This is a genomic window from Solitalea koreensis, assembly GCF_900182575.1.
GTDB lineage: Bacteria > Bacteroidota > Bacteroidia > Sphingobacteriales > Sphingobacteriaceae > Solitalea > Solitalea koreensis.
Map to the genome: position 1 here is coordinate 126,334 of NZ_FXSZ01000006.1, position 24,839 is coordinate 151,172.

Below are 24,839 nucleotides of genomic sequence, written 5' to 3' on the forward strand. Positions count from 1 at the left end.
AAGATAGTATTTAAATAGTTTATTTTCAAGTAAATGAAAAACTAAATTAAGGGAGAACTTGTGGGGGATAGTAATCTATTTTAGAAAATCAAGATTGCGTTGTAACCCTGAAAATTTAGTACGTTTTACAGGAGAGTTTTTGAAAAGTTTCTGAAAAACATCCTCCGTTATATCTTCCCAATCTTTTTTACTCATTTGCAGTAAATCGGGTTTTGGCTGAAAGAGTTCTTCATTATTCATTAGGGAAAAACGATTCCAAGGACAAACATCCTGGCAAACATCACAGCCGAACATCCAATTGTCCATTTTCCCTTTGAACTCAGCTGGGATTTCATTTTTCAATTCAATGGTGAGATAAGAAATGCATTTACTTCCATCAATTAGGTAATTATTCGTAATTGCTTCGGTTGGACAGGCATCGATGCAACGTGTACAGGTTCCACAATGATCAGCTACCGGATGATCATAATTTAATTCTAAATCAACCACCAGTTCAGCTAGAAAAAAGAAAGAACCGTGTTTTTTATTGATCAGATTAGTGTTTTTACCGACCCAGCCTAAACCACTTCGTCTTGCCCAAACCTTATCCATAATTGGAGCAGAATCAACAAATGCCCGTCCGTTAACTTCACCAATCTCTTCCTCTATAAAATGGAGCAGCTGTTTAAGTTTATCTTTAATCACAAAATGATAATCGGTTCCATATGCATATTGTGATATTTTGGGTGCATTGGAATCAGCTTGCTTTTGATCAGTATAATAATTTAGGGCTAATGAAATTACCGATTTCGCACCTTCAACAAGCTTGGTGGGGTCAAGTCGTTTGTCGAAATGATTTTCCATGTATTTCATTTCGCCATGCCGATTTTGATTTAGCCATTGCTCTAATCTGGGGGCCTCTTCCTCTAAAAATTCAGCTTTTGAAATACCACAAAACATAAAACCCAGTCGTTTAGCCTCGGCTTTTATCAGTTTAGAATATTTAGCTGATGTTGACATTTCGTGGTTTTTGGTGAAAATGAGTAAAAAGATGAATGATAGAGGGATTGACTACTTTTATTCGATCTTTCTATCATTCTATACTTCAATCATTAAAATAAAGTCGCGTTTCTTCCTCCCGAATGTAACTTATTCAGGTGCTTGTAAGCAAGTTCAGTAGCTTCACGTCCGCGAGAGGTACGCATTAAATAACCTTCCTGAATCAGGAAGGGTTCATAAACATCTTCAATGGTACCATCGTCTTCGCCTACTGCAGTTGCAATGGTTTTTAAGCCTACCGGCCCACCTTTGAATTTTTCAATAATGGTTAGAAGTATCTTATTGTCCATTTCATCCAAGCCATGCTCATCAACATTTAAGGCATTGAGGGCATATTTAGCAATTTCAGGATCAATACTTCCGTTACCTTTTACTTGGGCAAAATCGCGTGTACGACGTAATAAAGCATTAGCAATACGAGGTGTTCCGCGACTACGACGAGCAATTTCGTACGCTCCTTCATCGGTAATAGGCGTATTCAGAATAGAGGATGAGCGAAGTACAATCGTGGTAAGCAGCTTTGCATCATAATATTCAAGACGAGAATTTATACCGAAACGAGCACGTAACGGAGCTGTTAATAATCCGGATCGGGTGGTGGCACCAACTAAAGTAAATGGATTTAATGATATTTGTACTGAACGGGCATTAGGGCCTGACTCCAGCATGATGTCGATTTTGTAATCCTCCATTGCCGAATAAAGATATTCTTCCACCAAAGGGCTTAAACGGTGTATCTCATCAATAAAAAGAATGTCTCCTTCTTCCAGGTTGGTAAGCAAACCGGCCAAGTCACCCGGTTTATCCAATACTGGTCCCGAGGTAATTTTGATACCCACACCCATTTCATTGGCAATGATATGCGAAAGGGTGGTTTTGCCGAGTCCGGGAGGGCCATGCAATAAGACGTGATCTAAGGCTTCTCCACGTTGGCGTGCGGCCTTAACAAATATTCGAAGGTTCTCCAAAATCTTATCCTGGCCGGTAAAGTCTTCAAAAGCCTGCGGACGTAATACCCGTTCCAGGTCTTTATCAGTTGTACTTAATTGTTCAGGATTAGGATCGAGATTGGGGTTTAACATGTTTGATCAGATTACCGTTCAAAGGTAGAAAAATACTAAATATTTTGGCAATTTGTTCGAAAGCAAAAAATGAAATGTACAGATTGTAATTGAACCTATCAGCACATTTCATTTTTTAAATTTATCAGACTATCAGAGAAGAATTCCCCTCAATATAAAAGACGCTACTGTAAAATAGATCACCAAACCTGTGACGTCAACAAGCGTAGCAACAAATGGAGCAGAAGAAGCCGCAGGGTCAAAACCTAATTTTTCAAGTATTAAAGGCATCATGGAACCCGAAAGTGTTCCCCATAATACTGCCCCTATTAATGAAAGGCCAACAACTAAAGCAACAAAGAACCAGTGCGGACCGTATACGTTAGGGAAAATAGTACTCCAAAGAGCAATACGTGCAAAGCCAACTATTCCTAACATGGAACCTAGAATAAGGCCGGATATGATCTCTTTATGCATTACTTTCCACCAATCTTTTAGCGTAATTTCTCCTAGGGCCAGTGAACGGATAATAAGGGTTGCTGCTTGTGAACCCGAATTACCACCACTGGAAAGGATTAATGGAATAAATAAGGTCAATACTGCCGCTCTTGCAATTTCTCCTTCAAAATATTTCATGGCAGTAGCTGTAAACAATTCTCCAATGAAAAGAACAATCAACCAACCAGCCCGTTTTTTTATCATTTCGAAAAGTGGCGTTTCGATGTAGGAGTCTTCGAGCGCCTCCATACCACCAAATTTCTGGATGTCTTCAGTATCTTCTTCCTCAACAATATCAAGTACGTCGTCAATGGTAACGATACCTAAAAGTATATCTTCAGAATTCACTACCGGTAACGATACGCGGTCATATTGCTTAAATACCTCAATGGCATTTTCTTTATCATCGTTTGCATGTAAGAAAACAAAGTTTCCATCCATGATTTCATTCACTGTTTTATCAAGAGGCGACAGCAAAACATCATTGATTTTTAACTCATCGATCAGTTTGCCTCTGCTGTCAATTACATAAAGAATGCCTAATGATTCACTTTCGTGGCCATAAACACGAATATGATCCAGTACTTTAGCAACAGTCCAATTTTCTTTAATTCTAAGATAGTTAGGCGTCATTAAACGGCCTACACTTTCTTCAGGATAACCTAAAAGAGTGCTTGCAATCTGACGTTCCTGAAGAGTAAGCAATTCCAGCAACTGTTTTACTACAGAAGCCGGTAACTCTTCAAACAAAGCTGTACGGTCATCTGCCGACATTTCGTTCAATACCTCCGCAACTTTTTCCTGCCCTAAAGCTTTAAGAAGTTCTTTTTGAATTTTAATGTCCAGATACTCGAAGGTATCGTAAGCAAGATCGTGGGGGAGTATACGAAACACAATGGCCCGGTCTTCGATCGGAATATCTTCAAACAATTCAGCTAGTTCGCTGGGGTGCCAATCTTTTATGATTTTTCTCAAGGCAAATAATTTGCGCTCCTTGATCAGGTCCAGGATTTCATCCGTTTGAATTTTCTCGATCATTGTACCGTTTTTTACATTGGTTTATAAATTAAATTTTTTGATGTGCAAAAGTACTTTTTTTATTAGCAGAAAAGCCAAGAGTATTGGCTTTTTTTAAGGTTTTTATTGTATGGATTAAACTGCTGGTTTTCTAAATTTTAAATCTGTTTATATTTTCTAAACCAGCTGTTTATTTTCATTTGAATAACACCAATAACAGCTTCACGGAAAATCTTGCTGCTCATTTTAGAGGTTCCGGCTGTTCGATCTGTAAAAATGATAGGGACTTCAACCACATTAAATCCATGTTTTACGGCCGTGAACTTCATTTCAATTTGAAAAGCGTAACCTACAAATTTGATCTTATTGAAATCAATGGTTTCGAGTACTCGACGATGGTAGCATTTAAATCCTGCTGTATAGTCATGTATTTCAATGCCTGTAATAATTCGTACATATCGCGATGCGAAATAAGACATAAGTACTCTTCCCATCGGCCAATTCACCACGTTTACACCGGTAATGTAGCGGGAACCAATTGCCATGTCGGCTCCGTTTTCACAAGCTTCACGTAAACGAATTAAATCTTCCGGGTTATGCGAAAAATCACAGTCCATTTCAAAAATATATTCATACTTACGTTGCAGCGCCCATTTAAAGCCATGGATGTAGGCGGTTCCTAAACCTAATTTTCCTTTCCGTTCTTCCAGGTGCAGTTTTTCAGGAAACTCTTCTTGTAATTTTTTAACCACATTTCCTGTTCCATCAGGAGAACCATCATCGATGATAAGAACATGAAAAGGAAAATCTAACGAAAATACTTTGCGGATCATTCTTTCCACGTTTTCTATTTCGTTATAGGTTGGTATAATTACAATACTGTCAGACACTGAATATAGGTTTAGTTTAATGGATGCGAATTTAACGAAGTTTTTGGATTGCAGAGTGAAATTATCCAATAAAAAAGCCCTTTCTGTTAATAGAAAGGGCTTTCTAAATAAAAAGTTAAATTTTTATTAATGAACGCCGTGCATCATCTTGATAATGCCCTTGTAAATCAGAAATAAAACACCTGCTGCACCTAATGACATGAACATTAATAGCATGAAAAAGTCATTAAGGTTATTAATAGCAAATCCTAAGAACTCGGTAGATTTACCAGGTTCTGGGTAGTAACCGCTTAACACACCTGCAAATTTGTTGGCGGCAGCGTTTGCCAAAAACCAAACAGCCATTAATAATGAAGCAAATTTTGCCGGAGCTAATTTATTAACCATTGATAAGCCAATAGGTGATAGGCATAATTCTCCGAACGTATGCATAGCATACATGCCAACGAGCCACATCATACTCACTTTAGTAGTTGCTGCTACATCTTTCACACCGAATGCGATATATAAGTAACCTAATGAAAGTAATAATAGACCGATAGCCATTTTTAAAGGTGATGATGGTTCGATACCTTTTTTACCTAAATAAGTCCACAGCATAGCGAATAATGGAGCACAGCTGATCACAAAGAATGCGTTAACTGACTGAAACCAACTTGCAGGTACGGTAAATCCGAATAACTCACGATTGGTTTGCTCTTCGGCAAAGAAGTTTAAGGATGCACCTGCTTGTTCAAAGGCAGCCCAGAAAAACACAACAAAGAATGCTAAGATGATGATTACCGCAATACGTTGAATTTCAATCGAGGTAAGCGGAGCATCTGGTTTTACAGTTCCATCAGTCGATTTAACAGCTTTTTCAGGTTTACCTCCAATGGCTACACCTTCAGGAGTAACGATGTATTTATCTTTTAAGAAATGGAACATGATTAAGCCCAGTACCATACCAACACCTGCTACCAAGAAGCCCCATTTAAAATCAGCGGAAGAGCCTGTATCACCTACCAATCCACAAGCAAGGGGAGCAATAAAGGCTCCTAAGTTAATACCCATGTAGAAAATGGTGTAAGCAGAGTCTTTGCGGCTATCCTGCGGCTCATACAATTGGCCTACCATGGTCGAAATGTTTGGTTTAAAGAAACCATTACCCAAAATTAAAAGCCCTAAACCTGCATATAAAAATGGAGTGAACAAGGATGGGTTAGTGTAATAATGGCCGGAGAAGAACATTAATAATTGTCCAATTGCCATTAAAATACCGCCCACCATAATAGAACGACGATTTCCCCAGTAACGATCGGCTACATAACCACCGATAAGTGGAGTAAGGTAAACTAAAGAGGTATAGTTTCCGTACAATGCCGAAGCCATTTGCTTATCGAAAAATAGTGCCTTGGTTAAAAATAGTGTTAGTAAGGCGCGGTTACCATAATAGCTAAAACGCTCCCACATTTCAGTGCCAAACAACACATACAAGCCTTTTGGATGTCCTTTTTGAGATTGAGTCATTGTTGTATTTAAAGTTTATGAATGTTGATTAATAATGTTTCGTAACCATTTGATCATAGCGAAAATAGCCAACGCCGCAAGCATACATGCAGCGAAGTTAACATAGAAAAAATACGCTTTATTATCGTAATTATCCCACATACTGGCTAAAACCCCAGAAAGTTTATTTCCTATCGAAGTAGATAAAAACCATCCACCCATCATTAAAGATGTTATTCGTACCGGTGATACTTTTGAAACTAAAGATAACCCAATTGGGCTCAAACATAATTCACCAACTGTTACCACCATATATGATCCAATGAGCCACCATGCAGAAGCTTTCATAGTAGTAATATCATTGAAGTTTACTGCAGCGGCCATAACTAATGTTGAAAGCCCGGTAATAAATAACCCCCAACCGATTTTAGCCGGTGTTGACGGTTCTTTTCCTCGAGTTCGTAAGAAAGCAAAAAAGGCAACTAATAAAGGGGTAAGTAAAACAATAAAAAACGGATTAACAGATTGGAAAACTTCAGTCGATATTAAATCTAATTTTTGTCCTTCTGCCGGCCATTGATCCTTTGGAAGATTTTGGAAATAAGGATTAGGAGACAGAACTTTTATTTTGTACTCTTCTACATCTTTTAGCGGACGGAAATATGCATCGTACTTCGGGAAAGAATCAACTTTGGTGTCAACTTCCTGCAGCATACCAAATGGTTTCAATACAGGTTGGATTTTAGCAGGAATTTGTCGGTCTGTATAGGTTTCTGCAAAGCCTGTAAGAGCAGTGGCATTTTGTTTGAAAACTGCCCAGAAAACGATTACAACCGCAAAAACAGCGAGCAATGCAGAAATTTGTTTTTTGTCGTTTTTATCTGCTTTCCACCATAATGAAAAATAAAATATAACAACCGGAACGCAACCAAAGATAAATGCATCAGTAGAATCACTTCCTAAAATATTTCCCGGTATTGCGAACCAAGCTAAAGCACCAACAACTAAAACCGGAAGGAAAACGTATAATAATACTTTGGAAACCGGCATGTCTGCTTCATTTGCAGGTTTTATGACATCGGCTTCTTTGATATGTCGAGTTCCATATAAGAACCAAGCAAGACCAATGAACATTCCAATTCCTGCAGCTGCAAAAGCATAACCCCAACCATATGCATTACGCATATAGGCTGCCACAAAGTTGCAAACGAAAGCACCGATATTAATGCCCATGTAAAAAAAGTTGTATCCTGCGTCTTTGTATTTTTTGTATTGATCAGATGAATAAAGATTCCCTAAAAGCGTAGAAATATTTGGTTTGAAGAACCCATTCCCAATAATAATGAGCAGAAGAGAAGTCCATAAAGCTGTATAACCTGGAATTGCTAAGCCTAAGTATCCTAATCCCATCAATACTCCACCTATAAGAATAGCCTTGCGATAACCTAAAATGCGATCAGCTAATAACCCGCCGAGAAAAGGCGTAAGATAAACCAAACCCAGATAAGTACCTACAATATCATAAGCCTCAGCTTTAGGCAGGCCCATACCGCCTTTGGGGTCCATGAGGTAAAGCGCCAAAATACCCAGCATCAGGTAGTATCCAAATCGCTCCCACATTTCCGTAAAAAATAATACCCTTAAGCCTTTGGGGTGTTTGGCTTCACGCTTCGACATTATTTGTTTATTGTTGGTTTTATTAAAATTCTATTTTACAAAAGCCGCTAAAGTAAAAATAATTTTATATAACCAAAATCTGTTACAACTATTAATTGAGTTAATATCGTTGATGAGTTTGTAATTGTTTTGTTACTAATGATTTGGCGTAATTCTTAAAGATGAGTTTTTTAGGTATAACTTATTATAGGAGAGGTTGTTGTTGAAAATGTATTGGATAAGAATTTATGTTTGCATTCGAAATGAAAATGGATGCAAAGAAATCACTGGTAGAAGGGCAACACTTGAATTAAATAGGCGGATGTTGAGTGGATTGAAAAAAAATTAACAAATGCCTGCTTTGGGTGTTGGTAGCAGTTTCATAATCGATATAGTTGATAGGATGAAACGAATCTGTTTTTAAATACTTAAAGACCGGTAAAACCAATCTTGATTTGAATAAATATGATGTTTAAATGAAACTGAAAAAATATAATAAGAACAATGCGCTAAGCACAAAAATTGCATAGAAAACAATAAAAGTACCTATAAAGGTTAGTTTTAGTGATTCGTTGAGGAGCGTGAATGATTTCATGACTTATCAGCTTTGGGTATAGTAAGATGACTCGTTTCTTTTAAGGTTTCCAATACAATGGTAGTACGGGTAGAAACGATGCCAGGAAGTTTTCCGAGACTTTCTCGCATCCATTGAATTAATGACTGCGAATCGGTTGTGCGTATTTTTAAGAGATAACAATCATCTCCAGCAATGTGGTGCACTTCCTGCACTTCGGTTAAATTGGCGATATCTTCAGCTAATTGCATGCTGCCAAATGATTCATTGCTTTTTATAAAGATGAAAGCCAATAATTTTTGATCTAATGCGAGGGGATTGATACGGGTGTTGTACGATTCAATTACACCTTTTTTCTCTAGTTTTCGAACACGTTCCAATATTCCCGAAGGAGCCATTCCAAGTTGCTTTGCGAGTTCAGAATTGGATTTGCAAGCATCATCCTGAATAAGAGAGAGGATTTTTATATCAATATCATCTAAGTTTATCATGACTTTCTGAATATTGTTCAGTAAATATATTAATAATCAGAATATTATGCAAAATAATTTCATATAATTTGAACATACCATTAATAGAGATCGGCTAACTAAAACCAAAAAAGCCTCCGTTTAATGTGGAGGCTTCTGTGATTATAAAGAATACAGGTTATTATAAATTGCTGTGAATGAAATTCAGCATCATTGTTTGTAGTTGAAAACGGTAACGAACGCCATGGTGTTCATTTGGATAATAGAAACTTTCAAACTGTTTATTGTTTTTAATCAATGCTAATGCCATTTCAGCTGAGTTTTGGAAATGAACATTATCGTCAAAAGTTCCATGAATCATCAAGAATTTACCTTTTAATTTATCAGCATAGGTAAGTGGAGAATTATCATCATAACCAGATGGATTCTCTTGAGGTGTGCGTAAGTAACGTTCCGTGTAAATGCTATCATAATAACGCCAGCTAGTTACCGGAGCACCTGCAATGGCCATTTTAAATACATCAGCACCACGAGTAATGGCCAATGTAGCCATATAGCCTCCAAAACTCCAGCCGTAATAACCGATACGTGTTGCATCAACATACGATTGTGTTCCCAACCATTTAGCAGCATCAATTTGATCTTGAATTTCATATTTACCCAATTGCAGGTAAGTTACTTTTTTAAAATCGGCTCCGCGAGCACCAGTACCGCGGTTGTCCATGCAAAATACCATGTAACCTTGGTTAGCTAAAATCTGATAGAAAATATCACCGCTGTTCCAGCTGTCCAGCACTTGCTGACTACCAGGACCGCCGTAAGCATACATTAAAACAGGGTATTTCTTTGTAGCATCGAAATTTTTAGGTTTTAAAACCCAAGCATTTAACTGTGTTCCATCAGGCATTGGAACTTTAACGAATTCTTTGGGCTGATAATTATAACCGGTTAAACGATTTTTAAGATTATCATTTTTCTCCAATACACGTACTTCCTTGCCATTACGATCGTTTAAACTATAACTAGTTGGAGTATTAGCAGTGCTGAAACTATTAATGAAATAAGAAAAATCAGTACTGAAAGTAGCATTGTTAGTTCCTTCCTGATTGCTCAGTTTTTTCTGTCCAGATCCATCCAATTTAATGCTGTAAACTTCGCGTTTCATCGGTGAAACCTCATCAGCCTGGAAATAAGCTAATTTGTTTTTCTCATCAATGCCATAAAACGCAGTTACTTCCCAAGGGCCTTTGGTGATCTGTTTTTTCAATTTGCCACTTATATCATATAGATAAATATGTCTATAGCCATCCTTTTCGCTGGTTAGCAGGAATGATTTACCGTCTTTTAAGAAAGTTAGATCATCATTTACATCAATGTAACGTTTGTCCTCCTCAGTTAAAACAACTTTTGCAGCTCCTGTTTCAGCATTTGCAAACAAGTATTCCAGCTTATTTTGATGACGATTCATTCTGAAAACACATAAGGTATTCGCATCTTGTGTCCATTTAATGCGTGGGATGTATTGATCTTTTTCAGAACCAACATCAACAGTGCGAGTTTTGCCGGTTACCAGATCATAAATGTGGATGCTAACGACAGCATTTTTTTCTCCAGCTTTAGGATATTTATAACGGTACTCTTCAGGATATAAAGCATTATAAACCGGGATGTTGTATTCAGGAACTTCGCTTTCGTCAAACTTATAATAAGCGATTTTTTTGCCATCAGGCGACCAGAAAAAGGCTCGTGCAAATTCAAACTCTTCTTCATAAACCCAATCTGTACCCCCATTAATGATTTTGTTTTTTAAACCATCAGTAGTGATCTGTTTTTCTACACCTGAATTAAGATCCTTAACATAGATATTGTTGTTGCGAACAAAAGCAATTTTGGATGCATCAGGAGCAAAATCAGCATATTTTTGTTTGCCACCTGCTGAAAGTTGACTTAAACTTTTGGTTTTGCGGTCGTAAATAAAGTTGTTTTCTAAAAATGATCTGCGGTATACCTGCTCAGTTTCAGTAGGGATAAGTATTTTACTTTCATCACTACTAAATGAATAACTGCTTAAATCAATCGATTTGCCGTTGAATTTTAAACTATTACTATTTAATAATGTATCAGTTACTTTTCCACTTGCGTAATCATATTGAAGCAAATAGGTTGTACTTTTAAATGGGTCGGTATAAAATGAGGAGTAATGTTTTCCGTCATTCATCGAATTTAGCCCAAAAACTCCTTGTGCGGTAAAAACGCGGTTTCTGTAAATATCATCAAGCGTAATCGATTTTTTCTGCGCTCCGGCAATGCTCGCCTGAAACAGCAGAAAAGCTGTAATGAAATGGATTTTCTTCATTTATTGATTGATTAGTTTTTTAATTCTTTTTCTTGGCAGGTTGCCGTTGTATAGTTGAAGGTTGAGCTAGCTTTTTCGGATCATTATATAAGGCATCGCTTTCGCTTTCATCATTAGAAAGTTTTAGGTTCGACCTAAATTTCCATTTACCTTCATTGTACTGAATTCCGTCATAAGATAAGTCGGGCCCATAAAATTCATATTTACCCTGCATATTTTCAGCAGGTGGAATCAAATGATCAAATACGATCATTTTTTCTGAAGGCACATATTTTAACATCATCGAAGCTTGGCGTGAGTATTCAAAAATGATACGATGCTTAAATTCTCCAGCTTCGTTTTGAAAGATTGGGAAACCAAAAACAGGTTTGCCATCGATAAAGCGTAACGCTTCAATAATACGTTTGGTAGTTTTATTATTATTACCCTTCCAGCCTAATAAAACATATGGATCATTCGCAGCAATCGGAGGGATGATTGAATAATATTGAGCCCCATACCATTTTTTATTATCGGTAATAGTATCACCAGGTTTTTGGATCAGCTCGCTGTAATCAGTTAATGGATAAAGTTCAAGCTTTTCAGCATTGTTCATTTGAATAGCCCCATAAAAACGATACTCGTTCGTACCAACTGCTACCGGCCAACTGAAAATGCGAAATGTATTCTTCGGATCTTTTAAAATCGATATGGTTTTTAAAGAATCAAAGGGGTAATTAAACGATCCTGGTAGTTTAAGCGCCCGAACCAACGTTTTAATGAAGCTATAGGTGGCATTTCTTCGCACCAGTTCGTTTTCGCCGTTTACGGTTTGAAATCCGAAGGTTTTTAAACTGTCTTCATAAACCTTAAACTTTTTATTGTTTAGCTGTGTTGTTTGGGCCCAGGTACTAAGAACAAAACCTATAAATACGAGCGTTAAAAGCGTTTTCTTCTTCATTCTTTCTTTTACAAATGCGTTTTTGTGCAAATCAAATTAAGTTAATATGAATTCAGTAAACAAACTGTCACAAAAATGTTAAATAGAAAAACAAAAACACCTTCAAGTTTAAAAACCTGAAGGTGTAATGTGAATATGTTGTAATTAGTTATTGCAAGTTTTCAATCACAATTGCTGAGGCTCCACCGCCACCATTACAAATTCCAGCTACTCCAATTTTACCGCCAGTTTGTTTTAATACAGAAGTTAAAGTAACCACGATCCGAGCTCCCGACATACCAATTGGATGCCCTAAAGCAACCGCACCTCCATTGATATTAACTTTTGCAGGATCAATATTCAATTCACGGTTGTTGGCTACCGAAACTACTGAAAATGCTTCATTAATCTCAAAAGCATCAACGTTTTTGATGTCAATATTTCCTTTTGCCAAAGCACGAGGAATTGCCTTTGCCGGTGCAGTAGTAAACCATTCAGGTGCTTGTTGAGCATCAGCAAAGGATATAATACGTGCAAGAGGTTTGATACCCAATTCGGCAGCTTTTTCTTTACTCATTAAGACAACAGCAGCAGCACCATCATTTAAACTTGAAGCGTTAGCCGCAGTAACAGTTCCTTCTTTTTTGAAGACTGCCTTTAAAGTAGGGATTTTTTCGAATTTTACGGCCTTGGGTTCTTCGTCTTCGCTTACAATGGTAATTGCTCCGCCACGACCTTCAATTTCTACTGGAATAATTTCATCTTTAAATAACCCTTTTTCTTGCGCAGCTTGAGCTCGTTTATAGGATTCAACCGCAAAGTTGTCCTGATCCTCACGGGTTATATTACATTCTGCAGCGCAAAGTTCTGCCGCACTACCCATATGATAATCATTGTAAACATCCCACAGACCATCTTTTATCACACCATCAATTACTTGTTGATTTCCCAAACGGTAACCTTGACGAGCTTTATCTAAGTAATAAGGTGTATTACTCATGCTTTCCATACCACCGGCAACAACAATGTCGTTTTCTCCGGTCATGATGCTTTGGGCAGCAAGCATAATTGCTTTGGTACCAGAAGCGCACACTTTGTTAACGGTTGTAGCGGGAATGTAAGGTAAGCCTGCAAATTTAGTAGCTTGAGTAGCTGGAGCCTGACCAACATTGGCCGATAAGACGTTTCCCATGAACACTTCATTAATCAGTTCTGGTTTTAGGCCGGCACGTTCCACAGCTGCTTTTACTGCAATGGCACCTAATTTGGTCGCTGATAATGATGATAAGCTTCCACCCATGCTGCCGATCGGTGTACGAGCTACCGATACTATTACAACTTCTTTCATTGTTGATTTTTTAATGTTTTATCGATTGATTTCGGGCGCAATTTATGGAATTTAAAATTATTCGGATGCTAATAATTTGACCCCTAGTACTTAAAACTTTGATTTTAAGCAATTGTTCTCGTTTTGAAATGGTTATTTTGTATGTTTAGATATTAACCCCTTTTTTAAGTTCATAATGCTAATTAAAAGTAGTCTTTTAAGATATTTCAGAGTAAGGCATGCAAATCTGTACAGGATCATGATGTTGGTTCTTTGTATTGTAGTGGTTGTATTGGTTTTGCCTAAAGAGAAACGATTCAAATATGAATACGAGAAGGGTAAAGTGTGGATGCATCCTGATTTGACTTCGCCCTTTAATTTTGCTGTGGAGAAAACCAAGGAGGAATTGAAAGAGGATAAAAAGGAAGCTATTAATTCGGTACTACCTGTTTATAAAATTGATGCTAGAATTGCTCCCATGCAAGTTGAAGCGTTTAAAATTGATTTTGACATGAAATGGAAATCAAGGTTTCCGGAAAGCGCCGATCGGGCAGAGAATTTTAAAACAGCCATTGGTTTCTTAGAACAGTTTTATGATAAAGGGATCATCAATCTGAATAATCATTACCGTACAAAATCATCCAATGATTATAATATCACTTTGGTTCAAAATAATGTTGGAACAAACCTGAATACTGCCACTCTTTACACTCCTTCGAAGGCACTTGAATATGCAAAAACACAACTCAGAAAAGCGAATCGGCTAAAAAAAGATTTTATTCTTGAAGTTTTGGAAGATCATCTGCAAGCCAATTTAGTGTTTAATGAAGATTTAACTCAAAAAATAGAAGATGAAGCTATTGAGAATATTTCATTGTATAGAGGGATGGTGCAGAAAGGGGAATTAATTATTGCAAAAGGAGATGTGGTTACAGAACAGTCGTACAAAAAGATTGAATCCTTGCGAAAGCAGTATGAACAAACAGGGCTGTTTTCAGGAAGCCGACGCATAGTAACTTTGGGTCAATTTATTTTGGTAAGTATGTCTCTTACTTTATTACTTGCTTTTTTATTCATATTCAGGAAAGATGTATATATTGATTACCGGCAAATGACATTGATTTTATTGGTCGTTTCAGGAATGTTAATCAGCTTGTCATGGGCTATAAAAATTGACTTGCCTAGTTTATATTACATTCCATACTGTATCGTTCCTATTATAATCCGTTTGCTTTTTGATGCCCGTTTGGCTTTAAACATCCATATTCTGGTTGTGATTATTGCCGGTTTTTTTGTTCCAAATGGTTTTGAGTTTGTGTTTTATCAAATTACGGCAGGTATGGCCGCTATTTATAGCATTCAAAGTTTATTACGCCGTTCGCAATATTTAATTTCAGCGTTTCTAATTCTTCTTACCTATATCATTTCATTTTTAGGAATTTCCTTTATACATGAGGGTAATTTTTCGCATGTTCAGTGGCTGGATATCCCCCCCTTTATATTAAGCGTACTTTTATCGTTGCTTGCTTATCCATTAATTTATGTATTTGAAAAAATGTTCGGTGTTACTTCCGACATCACCTTAATGGAACTTTCAAATACTAATAATCCACTGCTTCGTGAGTTAGCTTTTAAAGCTCCGGGAACTTTCCAACATTCCATGCAGGTTGCCAACCTTGCCGAAGCTGCTATTTATAAAATTGGTGGAAATGCCTTGTTGGTAAGAACAGGAGCCCTTTATCACGATATTGGTAAAATGCGTGCGCCTAATTATTTTATTGAGAATCAGAAAAAAACCGGTAATCCGCATGATGAGTTAACTTATGAAGAAAGTGCTCGTATCATTATCAGGCATGTTACTGATGGAATTGAAATTGCCAAAAAGAATCGAATCCCCGAAGTAGTAATCGACTTTATTCGAACACATCATGGCAATACACGTGTCGATTATTTTTACCAATCGTTTTTGAAGAACTTTCCAGACAGAATTTTTGACGAACAGATTTTTAGATATCCAGGTCCGGTTCCATTCTCTAAAGAGACTGGTGTTCTTATGCTTGCCGATTCAGTTGAAGCCGCTTCAAGAAGCTTAAAAGAACCAGATGCGCGTAGCATCGAAAATTTAGTAGATCGAATTGTTGCCTATAAAATGGAACAGCACCAGCTTGTTGATACAGATATTACTTTAAAAGATCTTGAAACGGTAAAGCAAATATTTAAGCAGATGCTAATGAGTATTTATCACGTGAGAATTGAATACCAGATATCAGGAATTAATGCAATTCCGGAGGTAGTTTAGGGATCATTCCTGATAATTCTAATTTTTGGCCCTTTATTTTATAAAAATATAGCCTTATTGAACTCTAAAGCCAATTTTTTGTGTCAAAATAAAAAATAAGTCCTTGAATAATAAGCTGCTGATGATTTCTATATAAAAAAGTTTTTGGCGATAATTACAGATTACTATATTTGCAGTCCCAAAGCGGGAAGTTCTTTAAAAGAATTGGTGAGGTGCCTGAGAGGCCGAAAGGAACAGTTTGCTAAACTGTCGTACGGGTAACTGTACCGAGGGTTCGAATCCCTCCCTCACCGCAATCAAAATTATTTTCAAATAAATTTTGACTAGCGGTATTAAAACCGTTTCTTTGCAACCCTTTTAAAAGGGAAAATAGATACCGATCGGGGTGTAGCGTAGCCCGGTATCGCGCCACATTTGGGATGTGGAGGTCGTAGGTTCGAATCCTGCCACCCCGACAAAAAAGCTCAGCAATGGTTGAGTTTTTTAATTAAAATACAATAGAATAGATACCGATCGGGGTGTAGCGTAGCCCGGTATCGCGCCACATTTGGGATGTGGAGGTCGTAGGTTCGAATCCTGCCACCCCGACTTGAAAGCTTCGGTAATTCTATCGGAGCTTTTTTGTTTCAATTATAGTCGAAACAATGTTCGAATGAAATTACGGGGTTGGGGTTCCTGAATTTGTACTACAAATAGCAAACGTATCTGGATTTACATTGGTAGCTTCTTTAAACTCCACCTTGGTGGTGCTGCCGTTTAGTTCTTTAATATACAATGTTACATTCGCCGTGCTCAATGAGCTAAATTCATAAGTTTGGAATTTATCTTTTAACACTTCCAATTTACACGAAGTTTTACTTAGCCATTGAAGGTTATATTTATACATTTTAAAACACGTCGCATTAGTTATGCTGTCGTGGCCTTTAACGTACCATATTATAGTACTGTCTTTTTTAAATTGTATATATGATAACCAGGTAGCATTTGCATTATTAACTTTGGTTGTTTGCCATATCTTATCTGAGACAAGATTTTCAATATCCGAAATTGGTACAGGTTCCTCACTTTTTTTTGTACAACTCCAAATGGATGTACCAATAATAAAGGCAAACATTAAAACAGTGTTTTTCATAATAATAGATTTTGGTAATTATACTTGCCTCTTGTTGCCTGAAGCATTTCACTCACCCGTGGTTTCAGAACAAATGGTGAGATTTTCAGGTACCACATTTGTGATTTGATTCAATTCTACAACTTGTACTGATCCGTCAGTATGGTGAATCGTTAAACCCATATTCCCATTTGTCATTGATTCAAAATCATACTTTTCAAATACATTCTTTAAAACTTCAACTTTTGAGGCTCCCGTGTCTTTATTCAACCATATAATTTTATAATTATATTTTTTAAAACATACAGTATTGGTTAGTGTGTCTTTTTTTGATATATACCATACTACAGAGCTGTCTTTTACTTTAATATACGTTTCATATAAGGCAGCCTCATTGTTGATTTTTGTCAATTTCCACACTTTGTTTGAAACTTGATGTTGAACATCTAGAGCTGGTAAAGGATCAGATGTGTTTTCTCCACTTTTGCTGCAGCTTCCAAGGTATAATCCAGCAAGGAGCCATAAAAGAACTGCGTTTTTCATAACATTGTAGATTTAGTTTTTTAATTCTTTAGATATAGTATCATAACAATCTGTATTTTAATATGTTGTGGTTAAGTAAATATTTTTTTTCTTTAAATCTGCAAATTACTATCCAGTTTTAATGGTTCTGTAATAACGACTATTTAAAAGAAATAAGCTATTCGGTGTAAATAAATTTAATAGCTTTAATATGTTGTATTTCAATATGTTTATGGTTTGATATGCCGCTTTTACCTTAACTTTTTTGTATTTTTAAGTTTCTTTTTTAGAACTATTCTAAATAACTATTGTTCTACAGCTAAACGGTTAACAGATTTTAATCATTTAAGTGGTGAAAATAGTTTCGTTGTATGATCATTTTGTCAGATAAAATTTAAACAGAATGGGTGTAGATATTGAAGTTTTAAAAAATGTGTCAGGTGAAGAGTACAAGTATGGGTTTTCTACCGACATTGAGATGGATATGGCCCCAATCGGCTTAAATGAGGAAACGGTGCGATTTATCTCCCAAAAAAAGAATGAGCCAGAATGGTTATTAGAATGGCGCTTAAAAGGTCTTAACCAATTTTTTCAATCGAATAAGCCAACCTGGCAAAATTTTGAGCTACCTGATATTGATTTTCAAAAAATATTCTACTATGCAGCGCCAAGAAATAAAAGCAATTTAAATAGCCTTGATGAAGTAGATCCTGAATTATTGATAACTTTTGAAAAATTAGGAATTCCTTTAACTGAACAAAAATTACTAGCCGGCGTGGCTGTTGATGCTGTTTTCGATAGTGTTTCAGTTGTTACTACATTTAAGGAAAAACTCAACGAAATGGGCATTATATTCTGCTCTTTTGGTGAGGCTGTTCAAGAGTATCCTGAACTGGTAAAAAAATACCTTGGTTCAGTGGTACCTTATACTGATAATTTTTATGCTTCGTTAAATGCCGCAGTATTTTCCGATGGATCATTTGCTTACATTCCTAAAGGTGTTCGCTGTCCGATGGAATTATCCACTTACTTTCGGATAAATGCTGAAAATACAGGTCAGTTTGAGCGTACATTAATTATTGCTGATGAGGGAAGTTATGTGAGTTATCTGGAAGGTTGTACTGCACCAAAACGTGATGAAAATCAATTACACGCAGCAGTTGTTGAGCTAGTAGCTTTGGATAATGCAGAAATCAAATACTCTACCGTTCAAAATTGGTATCCAGGCGACAAAGATGGAAATGGAGGCATTTATAATTTTGTCACCAAACGAGGCATTTGCAAAGGTATAAACTCCAAAATATCCTGGACGCAAGTCGAAACCGGTTCTGCAATAACCTGGAAATATCCAAGCGTAATTTTAAAAGGCGATAATTCAACGGGAGAGTTCTATTCAGTGGCCTTAACCCGCAATAAACAAATAGCTGATACGGGCACCAAAATGATCCACCTCGGTAAAAATACACGGAGTCGGATTATATCAAAAGGCATATCGGCAGGGCATGGTAACAATAGTTATCGTGGCTTGGTGAGTGTTAGTAAAGGCGCCGATAATTCCCGAAATTTTACTCAGTGTGATTCATTACTTATTGGTGATGAATGTGGTGCTCACACCTTTCCATATATCGAATCAAAAAATAACACGGCTATACTGGAGCACGAAGCCACCACATCAAAAATTGGAGAAGATCAAATATTTTATCTGAATCAACGTGGAATTGATACAGAGCAGGCTGTTGCATTAATTGTAAACGGTTATGCAAGAGAAGTGTTGAATCAACTGCCCATGGAATTTGCTGTTGAAGCTCAAAAGTTATTGGCGATTTCTTTGGAAGGAAGTGTAGGATAAAGCTAAGAAATAGAAGATGTATGATTGATCTCAAAATAAGGGGAATCACCTAAAAAAAGCTATGAAATCGTTTAATTATGTTAAGTGTCAGGAATTTACAAGTATCAATTGATGATAATGAAATATTGAAAGGATTAAGTCTGGAAATAAAACCAGGTGAGGTTCATGCTATTATGGGCCCAAATGGTTCCGGAAAAAGCACATTGGCTTCAGTATTGGCAGGAAATGAAAATTATAAGGTAAAGGAGGGAAAGGTATTTTTTGAAGGGAAAGATTTATTGGATATGGCACCGGAGATTAGAGCACGAGAAGGAATTTTTGTGGCTTTTCAATATCCGGTTGAAATTCCCGGTGTATCCAATATCAACTTTCTGAAAACAGCATTAGCTGAAATCAAGTCCTATAGAAACCTTCCGCCCTTAGAAGCCAGAGATTTTTTGAAATTACTCAAAGAGAAACAAAAATTGGTGGAATTCGATGCTTCCCTTACCAACCGTTCTTTGAACGAAGGGTTTTCTGGTGGTGAGAAAAAACGCAATGAGATTTTTCAACTTGCCATGCTTGATCCCAAATTGGCAATTCTTGATGAAACCGATTCGGGTTTAGATATTGATGCTTTGCGAATAGTAGCCAAGGGAGTTAATAAACTTCGCTCCGAAAAGAATGCTTTTATTATTATTACGCATTATCAGCGCTTACTGGAGTACATTATTCCTGATTTTGTGCATGTGTTGTACAATGGCCAAATCGTAAAATCAGGTGGTAAAGAATTAGCACTTGAATTAGAGGAGAAGGGTTACGATTGGCTAAAAGAAATTTCGCCCACTGATGAATTGGCTTAATTACATGAAGCTATGATCACAGAAATAAATAATTCATTATACGATCAATTCATTGCGGATTTTGAAGAGCGAGCAGCCAGAATAGAAAATGAATCGGTGTATTCTCTTCGGAAAAAAGCAATGGAACAATTTAAGTTGTTGGGTTTTCCAAGTACAAAGGTTGAAGATTGGAAATACACGAATGTTATGCCCTTTCTCAGTGCCGATTTTACCTTTAAGCAACCAGTCAATACAAATACAACTGAGGTCGGTATTCAACAATTTCGAATTGCCGCTCTTGAATGTTATCAAATTGTGTTGCTCAATGGTGAATATCAACCTCAATTATCAGATGAAATTGTCAACAAAAACATATCGGTAACTTCGCTCAAGGAGTCTTATCAGGAGGAAACTTTTCAGAAGAATTTTGGGCAACAGCTCAATTTAAATAAACATCATTTTGGGGCTTTAAATACGGCTTTTTTTAAGGATGGATTATTCATAACGACCAAAGATAATGCAGTTGCTGAAAAGCCTTTACATATCATTTATCTTTTTGATTCGGATGCAAATTTATTTATTCAACCTCGACATCTTTTTGTTTTCGGGAAAAATAGTAATACCACTTTAATTGAGACGTATGTTGCTGCCAATGTTAATTCAAAAGTTTTTATAAATAGTGTTTCAGAAATTACGATGGGGGAAAATGCTTCATTGCATCATTATAATATTCAAACTCCTCATGATGGAACGGTATTAATAAATCATACCGAGGTAAATCAAAAAGATTCGAGTTGTTATAATAATTATTGCACTTCCTTTCCAGGAGCAGATTTGATTCGAAATAATTTGAATGTTGCATTGGAGGGGGAAAATATTGGGAGTCATTTGTATGGCTTGTATTTGGTTGCGGATAAGCAATTGATCGACAATCATACTTTGGTTGATCATAGAAAGCCTCATTGCCAAAGTAATGAATTATATAAAGGAGTGATGAAAGAGAACGCACTCGGCGTATTTAATGGTAAAGTTTTGGTGAGAAAGGATGCTCAAAAAACCAATGCATTTCAACAAAACAATAATCTTATGTTGAGTTCTAGCGCCGTAATTGAATCTAAACCTCAACTGGAAATATTTGCTGATGATGTAAAGTGCAGTCATGGTTCAACTGTTGGGCGATTTAATGAAGACGCTTTGTTTTATCTAAGATCAAGAGGAATAAGCGAGGAACAAGCAATTGCGTTACTAATTAATGCTTTTGTTTTTGATGTTACCGAGAAAATTCCAATTCCGGCCATACAATTACACATTAATAAGCTAATTGAACAAAGTTTAAATGAATTAGAAACGGTGAGTTAGGAATGAAATTTTTCATGAAAAATGATAATATCATTGAGTCTACAGAATTTAAGGTGGAAATGATTCGGAAAGATTTTCCGTTATTGACCACAACTGTGCATGGAAAACCTCTAGTTTATCTTGATAATGCTGCCACTAGTCAAAAACCTTGGGATGTAATAAAAGCAATTGAAAATTATTATGCCCATCAAAATAGTAATATCCATAGGGGAGTTCATTATCTAAGCCAACTTGCAACAGAAGCTTATGAGGAGAGTCGTAAAAAAGTAGCTCAGTTCATAAATACAGCTCATAATCATGAAGTAATTTTTACTAAAGGCACAACCGATGGGATTAATTTGGTCGCATCGAGTTTTGGTCGGAAATTCATTCATTCCGGCGATATAATAATGATTTCGACTATGGAGCACCATTCAAATATAGTTCCATGGCAACTATTAAGTGAGTATTCCGGTGCAAGTTTGAGTGTGATTCCAATTAATGAAAAAGGGGAGTTGCTTCTTGATCAATTTAAATCAATGCTCAATAAAAAAGTAAAGCTGGTCTGCATTGCCTATGTTTCAAATACGCTTGGAACCGTAAATCCGGTAAAAAAGATCATTGAAATTTCACATCAATATAATATCCCTGTTTTAATTGATGCGGCTCAAGCTATTCAACACCTACCAATTGATGTGCAGGAACTAGATTGTGATTTTCTGGTTTTTTCAGGACATAAAATGTACGGCCCAACAGGAATCGGTGTGCTCTACGGAAAAGAAAAATGGTTAGAGGATATGCCTCCCTATCAAGGCGGTGGTGACATGATTAAAACTGTTTCTTTTGATAAAACTACTTACAACGAATTACCGTTCAAATTTGAAGCAGGAACGCCTAATATTGAGGCTGGTATTTGCCTGGCCAATGCTATTGCCTACATAAAGAACATTGGATTTGATCAAATTCATCGTCACGAGCATGAGTTGCTTGAGTATGCAACAGACGAACTCTTAAAAATTGCGGGATTGAAAATTATTGGGACCGCTGCTCATAAAGCAAGTGTAATATCGTTTATTGTCGACAACATTCATCCTTATGATATTGGCCTGATACTTGACAAATTAGGCATTGCTGTTCGTACCGGCCATCATTGCACACAGCCATTAATGGATTTTTATGGTATTGCTGGAACCGTTCGCGCATCTTTTGCGTTTTATAATACTAAGGAAGAGGTTGATCAATTGGTATCAGGCGTGAAAAAAGCAGTTAGAATGTTATCCTAAAGGTTATGACAATTAAAGAAACTCAAGACGAATTAATAGAAGACTTTTCATTGTTTGATGATTGGATGGGGAAATACGAGTATTTAATTCAATTAGGTAAAGACTTGCCTTTGATTGATGATAAATACAAAAAGGAGGAGAACCTGATTAAAGGTTGCCAGTCGAGAGTTTGGTTACATATTGATTATACCGGCAACAAAGTAATTTATACTGCCGATAGTGATGCAATTATTACCAAGGGCCTGGTAAGCATGGTGATTCATGTTCTTTCCAACCATTCGCCGGAAGAAATTGTTAATAGCGACCTTTACTTCATTGATAAAATTGGTTTGCATGAACATTTATCTCCTACACGCTCAAACGGATTGCTTTCCATGATCAAACAAATGAAGTTATATGCATTTGCTTTACAATCAAAGGTTAATAATTGATTAAAATGATTGATCAAGATAAGTTGAAACAACAAATTATAGAGGAACTTCGAACCGTTTTTGACCCGGAAATTCCTGTGAATATTTATGAACTTGGACTTGTTTATGAGATTAAAATTCGTGACGATGGTTACGTAAACATAATCATGACATTGACAGCGCCTGGTTGTCCGGTGGCAGGCGAGATTTTGGCCGACATTGAAAATAAAATAAAGAAAATTGAAGGTGTTACCCTGGTACTCGTAATGCTTACGTTTGATCCTCCTTGGGATAAAGAAATGATGAGTGAAGAAGCAAAACTAGAATTAGGTTTTCTATAGTTTAACAAAAGCTAATACTTGTTCTCTTAACATTACCTATTTTTAGGCTACTAAAAATTTATGCTATGGAATTTGGTCGTGTTGACAATATTGATTTAGTTGATTTTACTTTTCCAGCTGATCATCCGATAACCACTGATGTGCTTTTACATTCAGCAAAATTAGAGCCCAGGGTTTATGTTGGCTGTGCCAAATGGGGCAGGCCTGATTGGATTGGAAAAATCTACCCAAAAGGAACTAAAGAAGCCGACTTTTTAAAACATTACGTAAAGCACTTTAATTCCATAGAACTTAACGCGACGCATTACCGCATTTTTGATAAGAAAACGATAAATAAATGGAAAGATACTGCGGATGAAGGTTTTAAATTTTCACCTAAGTTTTTTCAGGGAATAACGCATTGGAAAAGGTTAAAAGATGTGGAGGATTTAACCACACAGTTTTATAATAGTGTTGAAGAACTGAAAGAAAAACTAGGACCCTGTTTCTTGCAACTTCATGAAAACTTTTCTCCCAAAAATCTTCTTCAGGTAGAGAGCTATTTAAAATCATTACCAAAGGACGTTAAAGTGCATATTGAACTTCGTCATCCCGATTGGTTTAAAGATAGTCCGCTCTCTAAAGAAGCTTTTGAAATGTTTAGAGATTACGGTGTTGGAACGGTAATTACCGACACATCGGGTAGGAGAGACTGCATGCATATGCGTTTAACTACTCCGATTGCTTTTATTCGTTTTGTAGGAAATGGATTGCATCCAACTGATTACTTGCGCATCAATGATTGGGTAATGCACATTAAAAAGTGGCTGGCTGAAGGCTTGCAAGAGTTGTATTTCTTTATGCATCAGCATGATGAGTTACATTCGCCTGAATTGTGTGCTTACGTTATTAAAGAATTAAACAAACACTGCAATTTAAAGTTACATGTTCCTGTTTTTGAAGGTAGCGTAGGTCAACCTTCATTATTTTAGAGGAGGATATAAAGAAAAGTTGTCCCGGTTAGTACTGTTTTGTTGCTTATTGTCAAAATAGTTATTCAATAATACCGCAGTACCCATAAAACTATCAAAGTTTTCTTTACCGACAACATTCTCCAGTTCATTGCGAATATCGTCGATGCAGTTATATACATCGATGATGAATTGGGTACCCTTTTCATTGAGTTGTACCAAAATAGCTCTTGAATCTTTAGGATCTTTTCTGGTTTCTACAAATCCTAGTTCCTCAATATCTTTTACCAGTTTACTCATCGCTTGCTTTGAGATACCCGCTCTTTCTGCTAAGGTTACTACATTAGTACCTTCCGGGTCAATATTAGCGAATACCCCAGTATGCTGAAAGGAACAATTTTGATAACCTATTTTCTGTAACCGGCTCATAATGTCTAGAGTATAATGGTTTTTTAATCGATTCAAGATTCTGCCTATACTCTTATGACGCATCTCTTGTAAACCTGCTAAATTATTCTTCAGTTTTTCCTGCATAACAGCAATAATAAAAAAAGTTCAACAAATATAGTCAATGTAGTTGACAGTATCGTCAACATGGTTTACTTTTGCCTCGACAAAAAA

21 protein-coding genes and 3 tRNA genes are annotated in these 24,839 nt (G+C 36.5%); 11 read left to right on the top strand and 13 right to left on the bottom strand.

The window, feature by feature from the left end:
• Nucleotides 1–75: 75 nt before the first annotated feature.
• The 10 genes from queG to FN756_RS10625 form a co-directional block, all read right to left on the bottom strand.
• Entirely contained in the window at nt 76–999 is a 924-nt protein-coding gene (gene queG, locus FN756_RS10580; RefSeq protein WP_142604088.1) for a tRNA epoxyqueuosine(34) reductase QueG, read from the bottom strand.
• A gap of 92 nt (nt 1,000–1,091) precedes the next feature.
• Nucleotides 1,092–2,120 carry a Holliday junction branch migration DNA helicase RuvB gene (gene ruvB, locus FN756_RS10585; RefSeq protein ID WP_142604089.1) on the bottom strand — a complete coding sequence of 343 codons (1,029 nt, stop codon included), beginning with the start codon at nt 2,118–2,120 and terminating at the stop codon, nt 1,092–1,094.
• Between the two features lie 132 nt (nt 2,121–2,252).
• Complete coding sequence (mgtE, locus tag FN756_RS10590; RefSeq protein ID WP_142604090.1) at nt 2,253–3,635, bottom strand: magnesium transporter; 1,383 nt, start codon at nt 3,633–3,635, stop codon at nt 2,253–2,255.
• A 137-nt stretch (nt 3,636–3,772) separates the two neighbouring features.
• Nucleotides 3,773–4,504, bottom strand: a complete 732-nt coding sequence (locus FN756_RS10595) for a polyprenol monophosphomannose synthase (protein ID WP_142604091.1) — start codon at nt 4,502–4,504, stop codon at nt 3,773–3,775.
• Between the two features lie 126 nt (nt 4,505–4,630).
• The gene (locus FN756_RS10600) at nt 4,631–6,013 is read right to left on the bottom strand and encodes a peptide MFS transporter (RefSeq protein WP_142604092.1); all 1,383 of its coding nucleotides are present in this window, start codon (nt 6,011–6,013) and stop codon (nt 4,631–4,633) included.
• A gap of 15 nt (nt 6,014–6,028) precedes the next feature.
• On the bottom strand, nt 6,029–7,669 hold the full coding sequence (locus FN756_RS10605; protein ID WP_142604093.1) for a peptide MFS transporter: 1,641 nt from the start codon (nt 7,667–7,669) through the stop codon (nt 6,029–6,031).
• A 570-nt stretch (nt 7,670–8,239) separates the two neighbouring features.
• The gene (locus FN756_RS10610; protein WP_185955250.1) at nt 8,240–8,713 is read right to left on the bottom strand and encodes an Lrp/AsnC family transcriptional regulator; all 474 of its coding nucleotides are present in this window, start codon (nt 8,711–8,713) and stop codon (nt 8,240–8,242) included.
• Between the two features lie 160 nt (nt 8,714–8,873).
• Nucleotides 8,874–11,048, bottom strand: coding sequence for a S9 family peptidase (locus FN756_RS10615; protein WP_142604095.1), 2,175 nt, complete (start codon nt 11,046–11,048; stop codon nt 8,874–8,876).
• A gap of 19 nt (nt 11,049–11,067) precedes the next feature.
• Complete coding sequence (locus FN756_RS10620) at nt 11,068–11,988, bottom strand: hypothetical protein (protein WP_142604096.1); 921 nt, start codon at nt 11,986–11,988, stop codon at nt 11,068–11,070.
• Nucleotides 11,989–12,136: 148 nt separating this feature from the next.
• Nucleotides 12,137–13,315 carry an acetyl-CoA C-acyltransferase gene (locus FN756_RS10625; protein WP_142604097.1) on the bottom strand — a complete coding sequence of 393 codons (1,179 nt, stop codon included), beginning with the start codon at nt 13,313–13,315 and terminating at the stop codon, nt 12,137–12,139.
• A gap of 238 nt (nt 13,316–13,553) precedes the next feature.
• On the opposite strand from FN756_RS10625, the gene FN756_RS10630 reads away from it, so the two are divergent.
• The 4 genes from FN756_RS10630 (at nt 13,554) to FN756_RS10645 (ending at nt 16,181) form a co-directional block, all read left to right on the top strand.
• Nucleotides 13,554–15,593, top strand: coding sequence for an HD family phosphohydrolase (locus FN756_RS10630; RefSeq protein WP_246085464.1), 2,040 nt, complete (start codon nt 13,554–13,556; stop codon nt 15,591–15,593).
• A 206-nt stretch (nt 15,594–15,799) separates the two neighbouring features.
• Nucleotides 15,800–15,886, top strand: a tRNA-Ser gene (locus tag FN756_RS10635).
• 88 nt (nt 15,887–15,974) lie between these two features.
• Nucleotides 15,975–16,048 (top strand) — tRNA-Pro (locus tag FN756_RS10640).
• Nucleotides 16,049–16,107: 59 nt separating this feature from the next.
• Nucleotides 16,108–16,181: transfer RNA gene (locus tag FN756_RS10645), tRNA-Pro, on the top strand.
• A gap of 70 nt (nt 16,182–16,251) precedes the next feature.
• On the opposite strand, the gene FN756_RS10650 is transcribed toward FN756_RS10645, so the two are convergent.
• Nucleotides 16,252–16,725, bottom strand: coding sequence for a hypothetical protein (locus FN756_RS10650; protein WP_142604099.1), 474 nt, complete (start codon nt 16,723–16,725; stop codon nt 16,252–16,254).
• Between the two features lie 48 nt (nt 16,726–16,773).
• Nucleotides 16,774–17,247 carry a hypothetical protein gene (locus tag FN756_RS10655; RefSeq protein ID WP_142604100.1) on the bottom strand — a complete coding sequence of 158 codons (474 nt, stop codon included), beginning with the start codon at nt 17,245–17,247 and terminating at the stop codon, nt 16,774–16,776.
• A 382-nt stretch (nt 17,248–17,629) separates the two neighbouring features.
• Between FN756_RS10655 and sufB the strand changes: the two genes are divergently transcribed.
• The 7 genes from sufB to FN756_RS10690 all read left to right on the top strand — a co-directional run bounded on the left by sufB (nt 17,630) and on the right by FN756_RS10690 (nt 24,239).
• The gene (gene sufB, locus FN756_RS10660) at nt 17,630–19,075 is read left to right on the top strand and encodes a Fe-S cluster assembly protein SufB (RefSeq protein WP_142604101.1); all 1,446 of its coding nucleotides are present in this window, start codon (nt 17,630–17,632) and stop codon (nt 19,073–19,075) included.
• A gap of 77 nt (nt 19,076–19,152) precedes the next feature.
• Nucleotides 19,153–19,917, top strand: a complete 765-nt coding sequence (sufC, locus tag FN756_RS10665) for a Fe-S cluster assembly ATPase SufC (protein ID WP_142604102.1) — start codon at nt 19,153–19,155, stop codon at nt 19,915–19,917.
• A gap of 12 nt (nt 19,918–19,929) precedes the next feature.
• Nucleotides 19,930–21,255 (top strand): Fe-S cluster assembly protein SufD, encoded by a 1,326-nt coding sequence (sufD, locus tag FN756_RS10670; RefSeq protein WP_142604103.1) that lies wholly within the window; start codon nt 19,930–19,932, stop codon nt 21,253–21,255.
• 14 nt (nt 21,256–21,269) lie between these two features.
• Nucleotides 21,270–22,517 carry an aminotransferase class V-fold PLP-dependent enzyme gene (locus FN756_RS10675; protein WP_142604104.1) on the top strand — a complete coding sequence of 416 codons (1,248 nt, stop codon included), beginning with the start codon at nt 21,270–21,272 and terminating at the stop codon, nt 22,515–22,517.
• 5 nt (nt 22,518–22,522) lie between these two features.
• Entirely contained in the window at nt 22,523–22,948 is a 426-nt protein-coding gene (locus tag FN756_RS10680) for a SufE family protein (RefSeq protein ID WP_142604105.1), read from the top strand.
• Nucleotides 22,949–22,953: 5 nt separating this feature from the next.
• The gene (locus tag FN756_RS10685) at nt 22,954–23,268 is read left to right on the top strand and encodes a DUF59 domain-containing protein (protein WP_142604106.1); all 315 of its coding nucleotides are present in this window, start codon (nt 22,954–22,956) and stop codon (nt 23,266–23,268) included.
• A 65-nt stretch (nt 23,269–23,333) separates the two neighbouring features.
• Nucleotides 23,334–24,239, top strand: coding sequence for a DUF72 domain-containing protein (locus FN756_RS10690; RefSeq protein WP_142604107.1), 906 nt, complete (start codon nt 23,334–23,336; stop codon nt 24,237–24,239).
• On the opposite strand, the gene FN756_RS10695 is transcribed toward FN756_RS10690, so the two are convergent.
• On the bottom strand, nt 24,231–24,647 hold the full coding sequence (locus tag FN756_RS10695) for a MarR family winged helix-turn-helix transcriptional regulator (protein WP_185955251.1): 417 nt from the start codon (nt 24,645–24,647) through the stop codon (nt 24,231–24,233). The two genes, FN756_RS10690 and FN756_RS10695, sit on opposite strands and share 9 nt — an antisense overlap.
• Nucleotides 24,648–24,839 lie beyond the last annotated feature (192 nt).

What these genes read in the sequence shown, in the direction of transcription:
- sufB (WP_142604101.1), top strand. Translation starts at nt 17,630, where the DNA reads ATGGGTGTAGATATTGAAGTTTTAAAAAATGTGTCAGGTGAAGAGTAC.
- FN756_RS10600 (WP_142604092.1), bottom strand. Translation starts at nt 6,013, where the DNA reads ATGACTCAATCTCAAAAAGGACATCCAAAAGGCTTGTATGTGTTGTTT.
- FN756_RS10690 (WP_142604107.1), top strand. Translation starts at nt 23,334, where the DNA reads ATGGAATTTGGTCGTGTTGACAATATTGATTTAGTTGATTTTACTTTT.
- FN756_RS10615 (WP_142604095.1), bottom strand. Translation starts at nt 11,048, where the DNA reads ATGAAGAAAATCCATTTCATTACAGCTTTTCTGCTGTTTCAGGCGAGC.
- FN756_RS10620 (WP_142604096.1), bottom strand. Translation starts at nt 11,988, where the DNA reads ATGAAGAAGAAAACGCTTTTAACGCTCGTATTTATAGGTTTTGTTCTT.
- sufC (WP_142604102.1), top strand. Translation starts at nt 19,153, where the DNA reads ATGTTAAGTGTCAGGAATTTACAAGTATCAATTGATGATAATGAAATA.
- mgtE (WP_142604090.1), bottom strand. Translation starts at nt 3,635, where the DNA reads ATGATCGAGAAAATTCAAACGGATGAAATCCTGGACCTGATCAAGGAG.
- FN756_RS10625 (WP_142604097.1), bottom strand. Translation starts at nt 13,315, where the DNA reads ATGAAAGAAGTTGTAATAGTATCGGTAGCTCGTACACCGATCGGCAGC.
- FN756_RS10685 (WP_142604106.1), top strand. Translation starts at nt 22,954, where the DNA reads ATGATTGATCAAGATAAGTTGAAACAACAAATTATAGAGGAACTTCGA.
- FN756_RS10630 (WP_246085464.1), top strand. Translation starts at nt 13,554, where the DNA reads ATGATGTTGGTTCTTTGTATTGTAGTGGTTGTATTGGTTTTGCCTAAA.
- sufD (WP_142604103.1), top strand. Translation starts at nt 19,930, where the DNA reads ATGATCACAGAAATAAATAATTCATTATACGATCAATTCATTGCGGAT.
- FN756_RS10655 (WP_142604100.1), bottom strand. Translation starts at nt 17,247, where the DNA reads ATGAAAAACGCAGTTCTTTTATGGCTCCTTGCTGGATTATACCTTGGA.
- FN756_RS10605 (WP_142604093.1), bottom strand. Translation starts at nt 7,669, where the DNA reads ATGTCGAAGCGTGAAGCCAAACACCCCAAAGGCTTAAGGGTATTATTT.
- FN756_RS10650 (WP_142604099.1), bottom strand. Translation starts at nt 16,725, where the DNA reads ATGAAAAACACTGTTTTAATGTTTGCCTTTATTATTGGTACATCCATT.
- FN756_RS10695 (WP_185955251.1), bottom strand. Translation starts at nt 24,647, where the DNA reads ATGAGCCGGTTACAGAAAATAGGTTATCAAAATTGTTCCTTTCAGCAT.
- ruvB (WP_142604089.1), bottom strand. Translation starts at nt 2,120, where the DNA reads ATGTTAAACCCCAATCTCGATCCTAATCCTGAACAATTAAGTACAACT.
- FN756_RS10675 (WP_142604104.1), top strand. Translation starts at nt 21,270, where the DNA reads ATGAAAAATGATAATATCATTGAGTCTACAGAATTTAAGGTGGAAATG.
- queG (WP_142604088.1), bottom strand. Translation starts at nt 999, where the DNA reads ATGTCAACATCAGCTAAATATTCTAAACTGATAAAAGCCGAGGCTAAA.
- FN756_RS10610 (WP_185955250.1), bottom strand. Translation starts at nt 8,713, where the DNA reads ATGATAAACTTAGATGATATTGATATAAAAATCCTCTCTCTTATTCAG.
- FN756_RS10680 (WP_142604105.1), top strand. Translation starts at nt 22,523, where the DNA reads ATGACAATTAAAGAAACTCAAGACGAATTAATAGAAGACTTTTCATTG.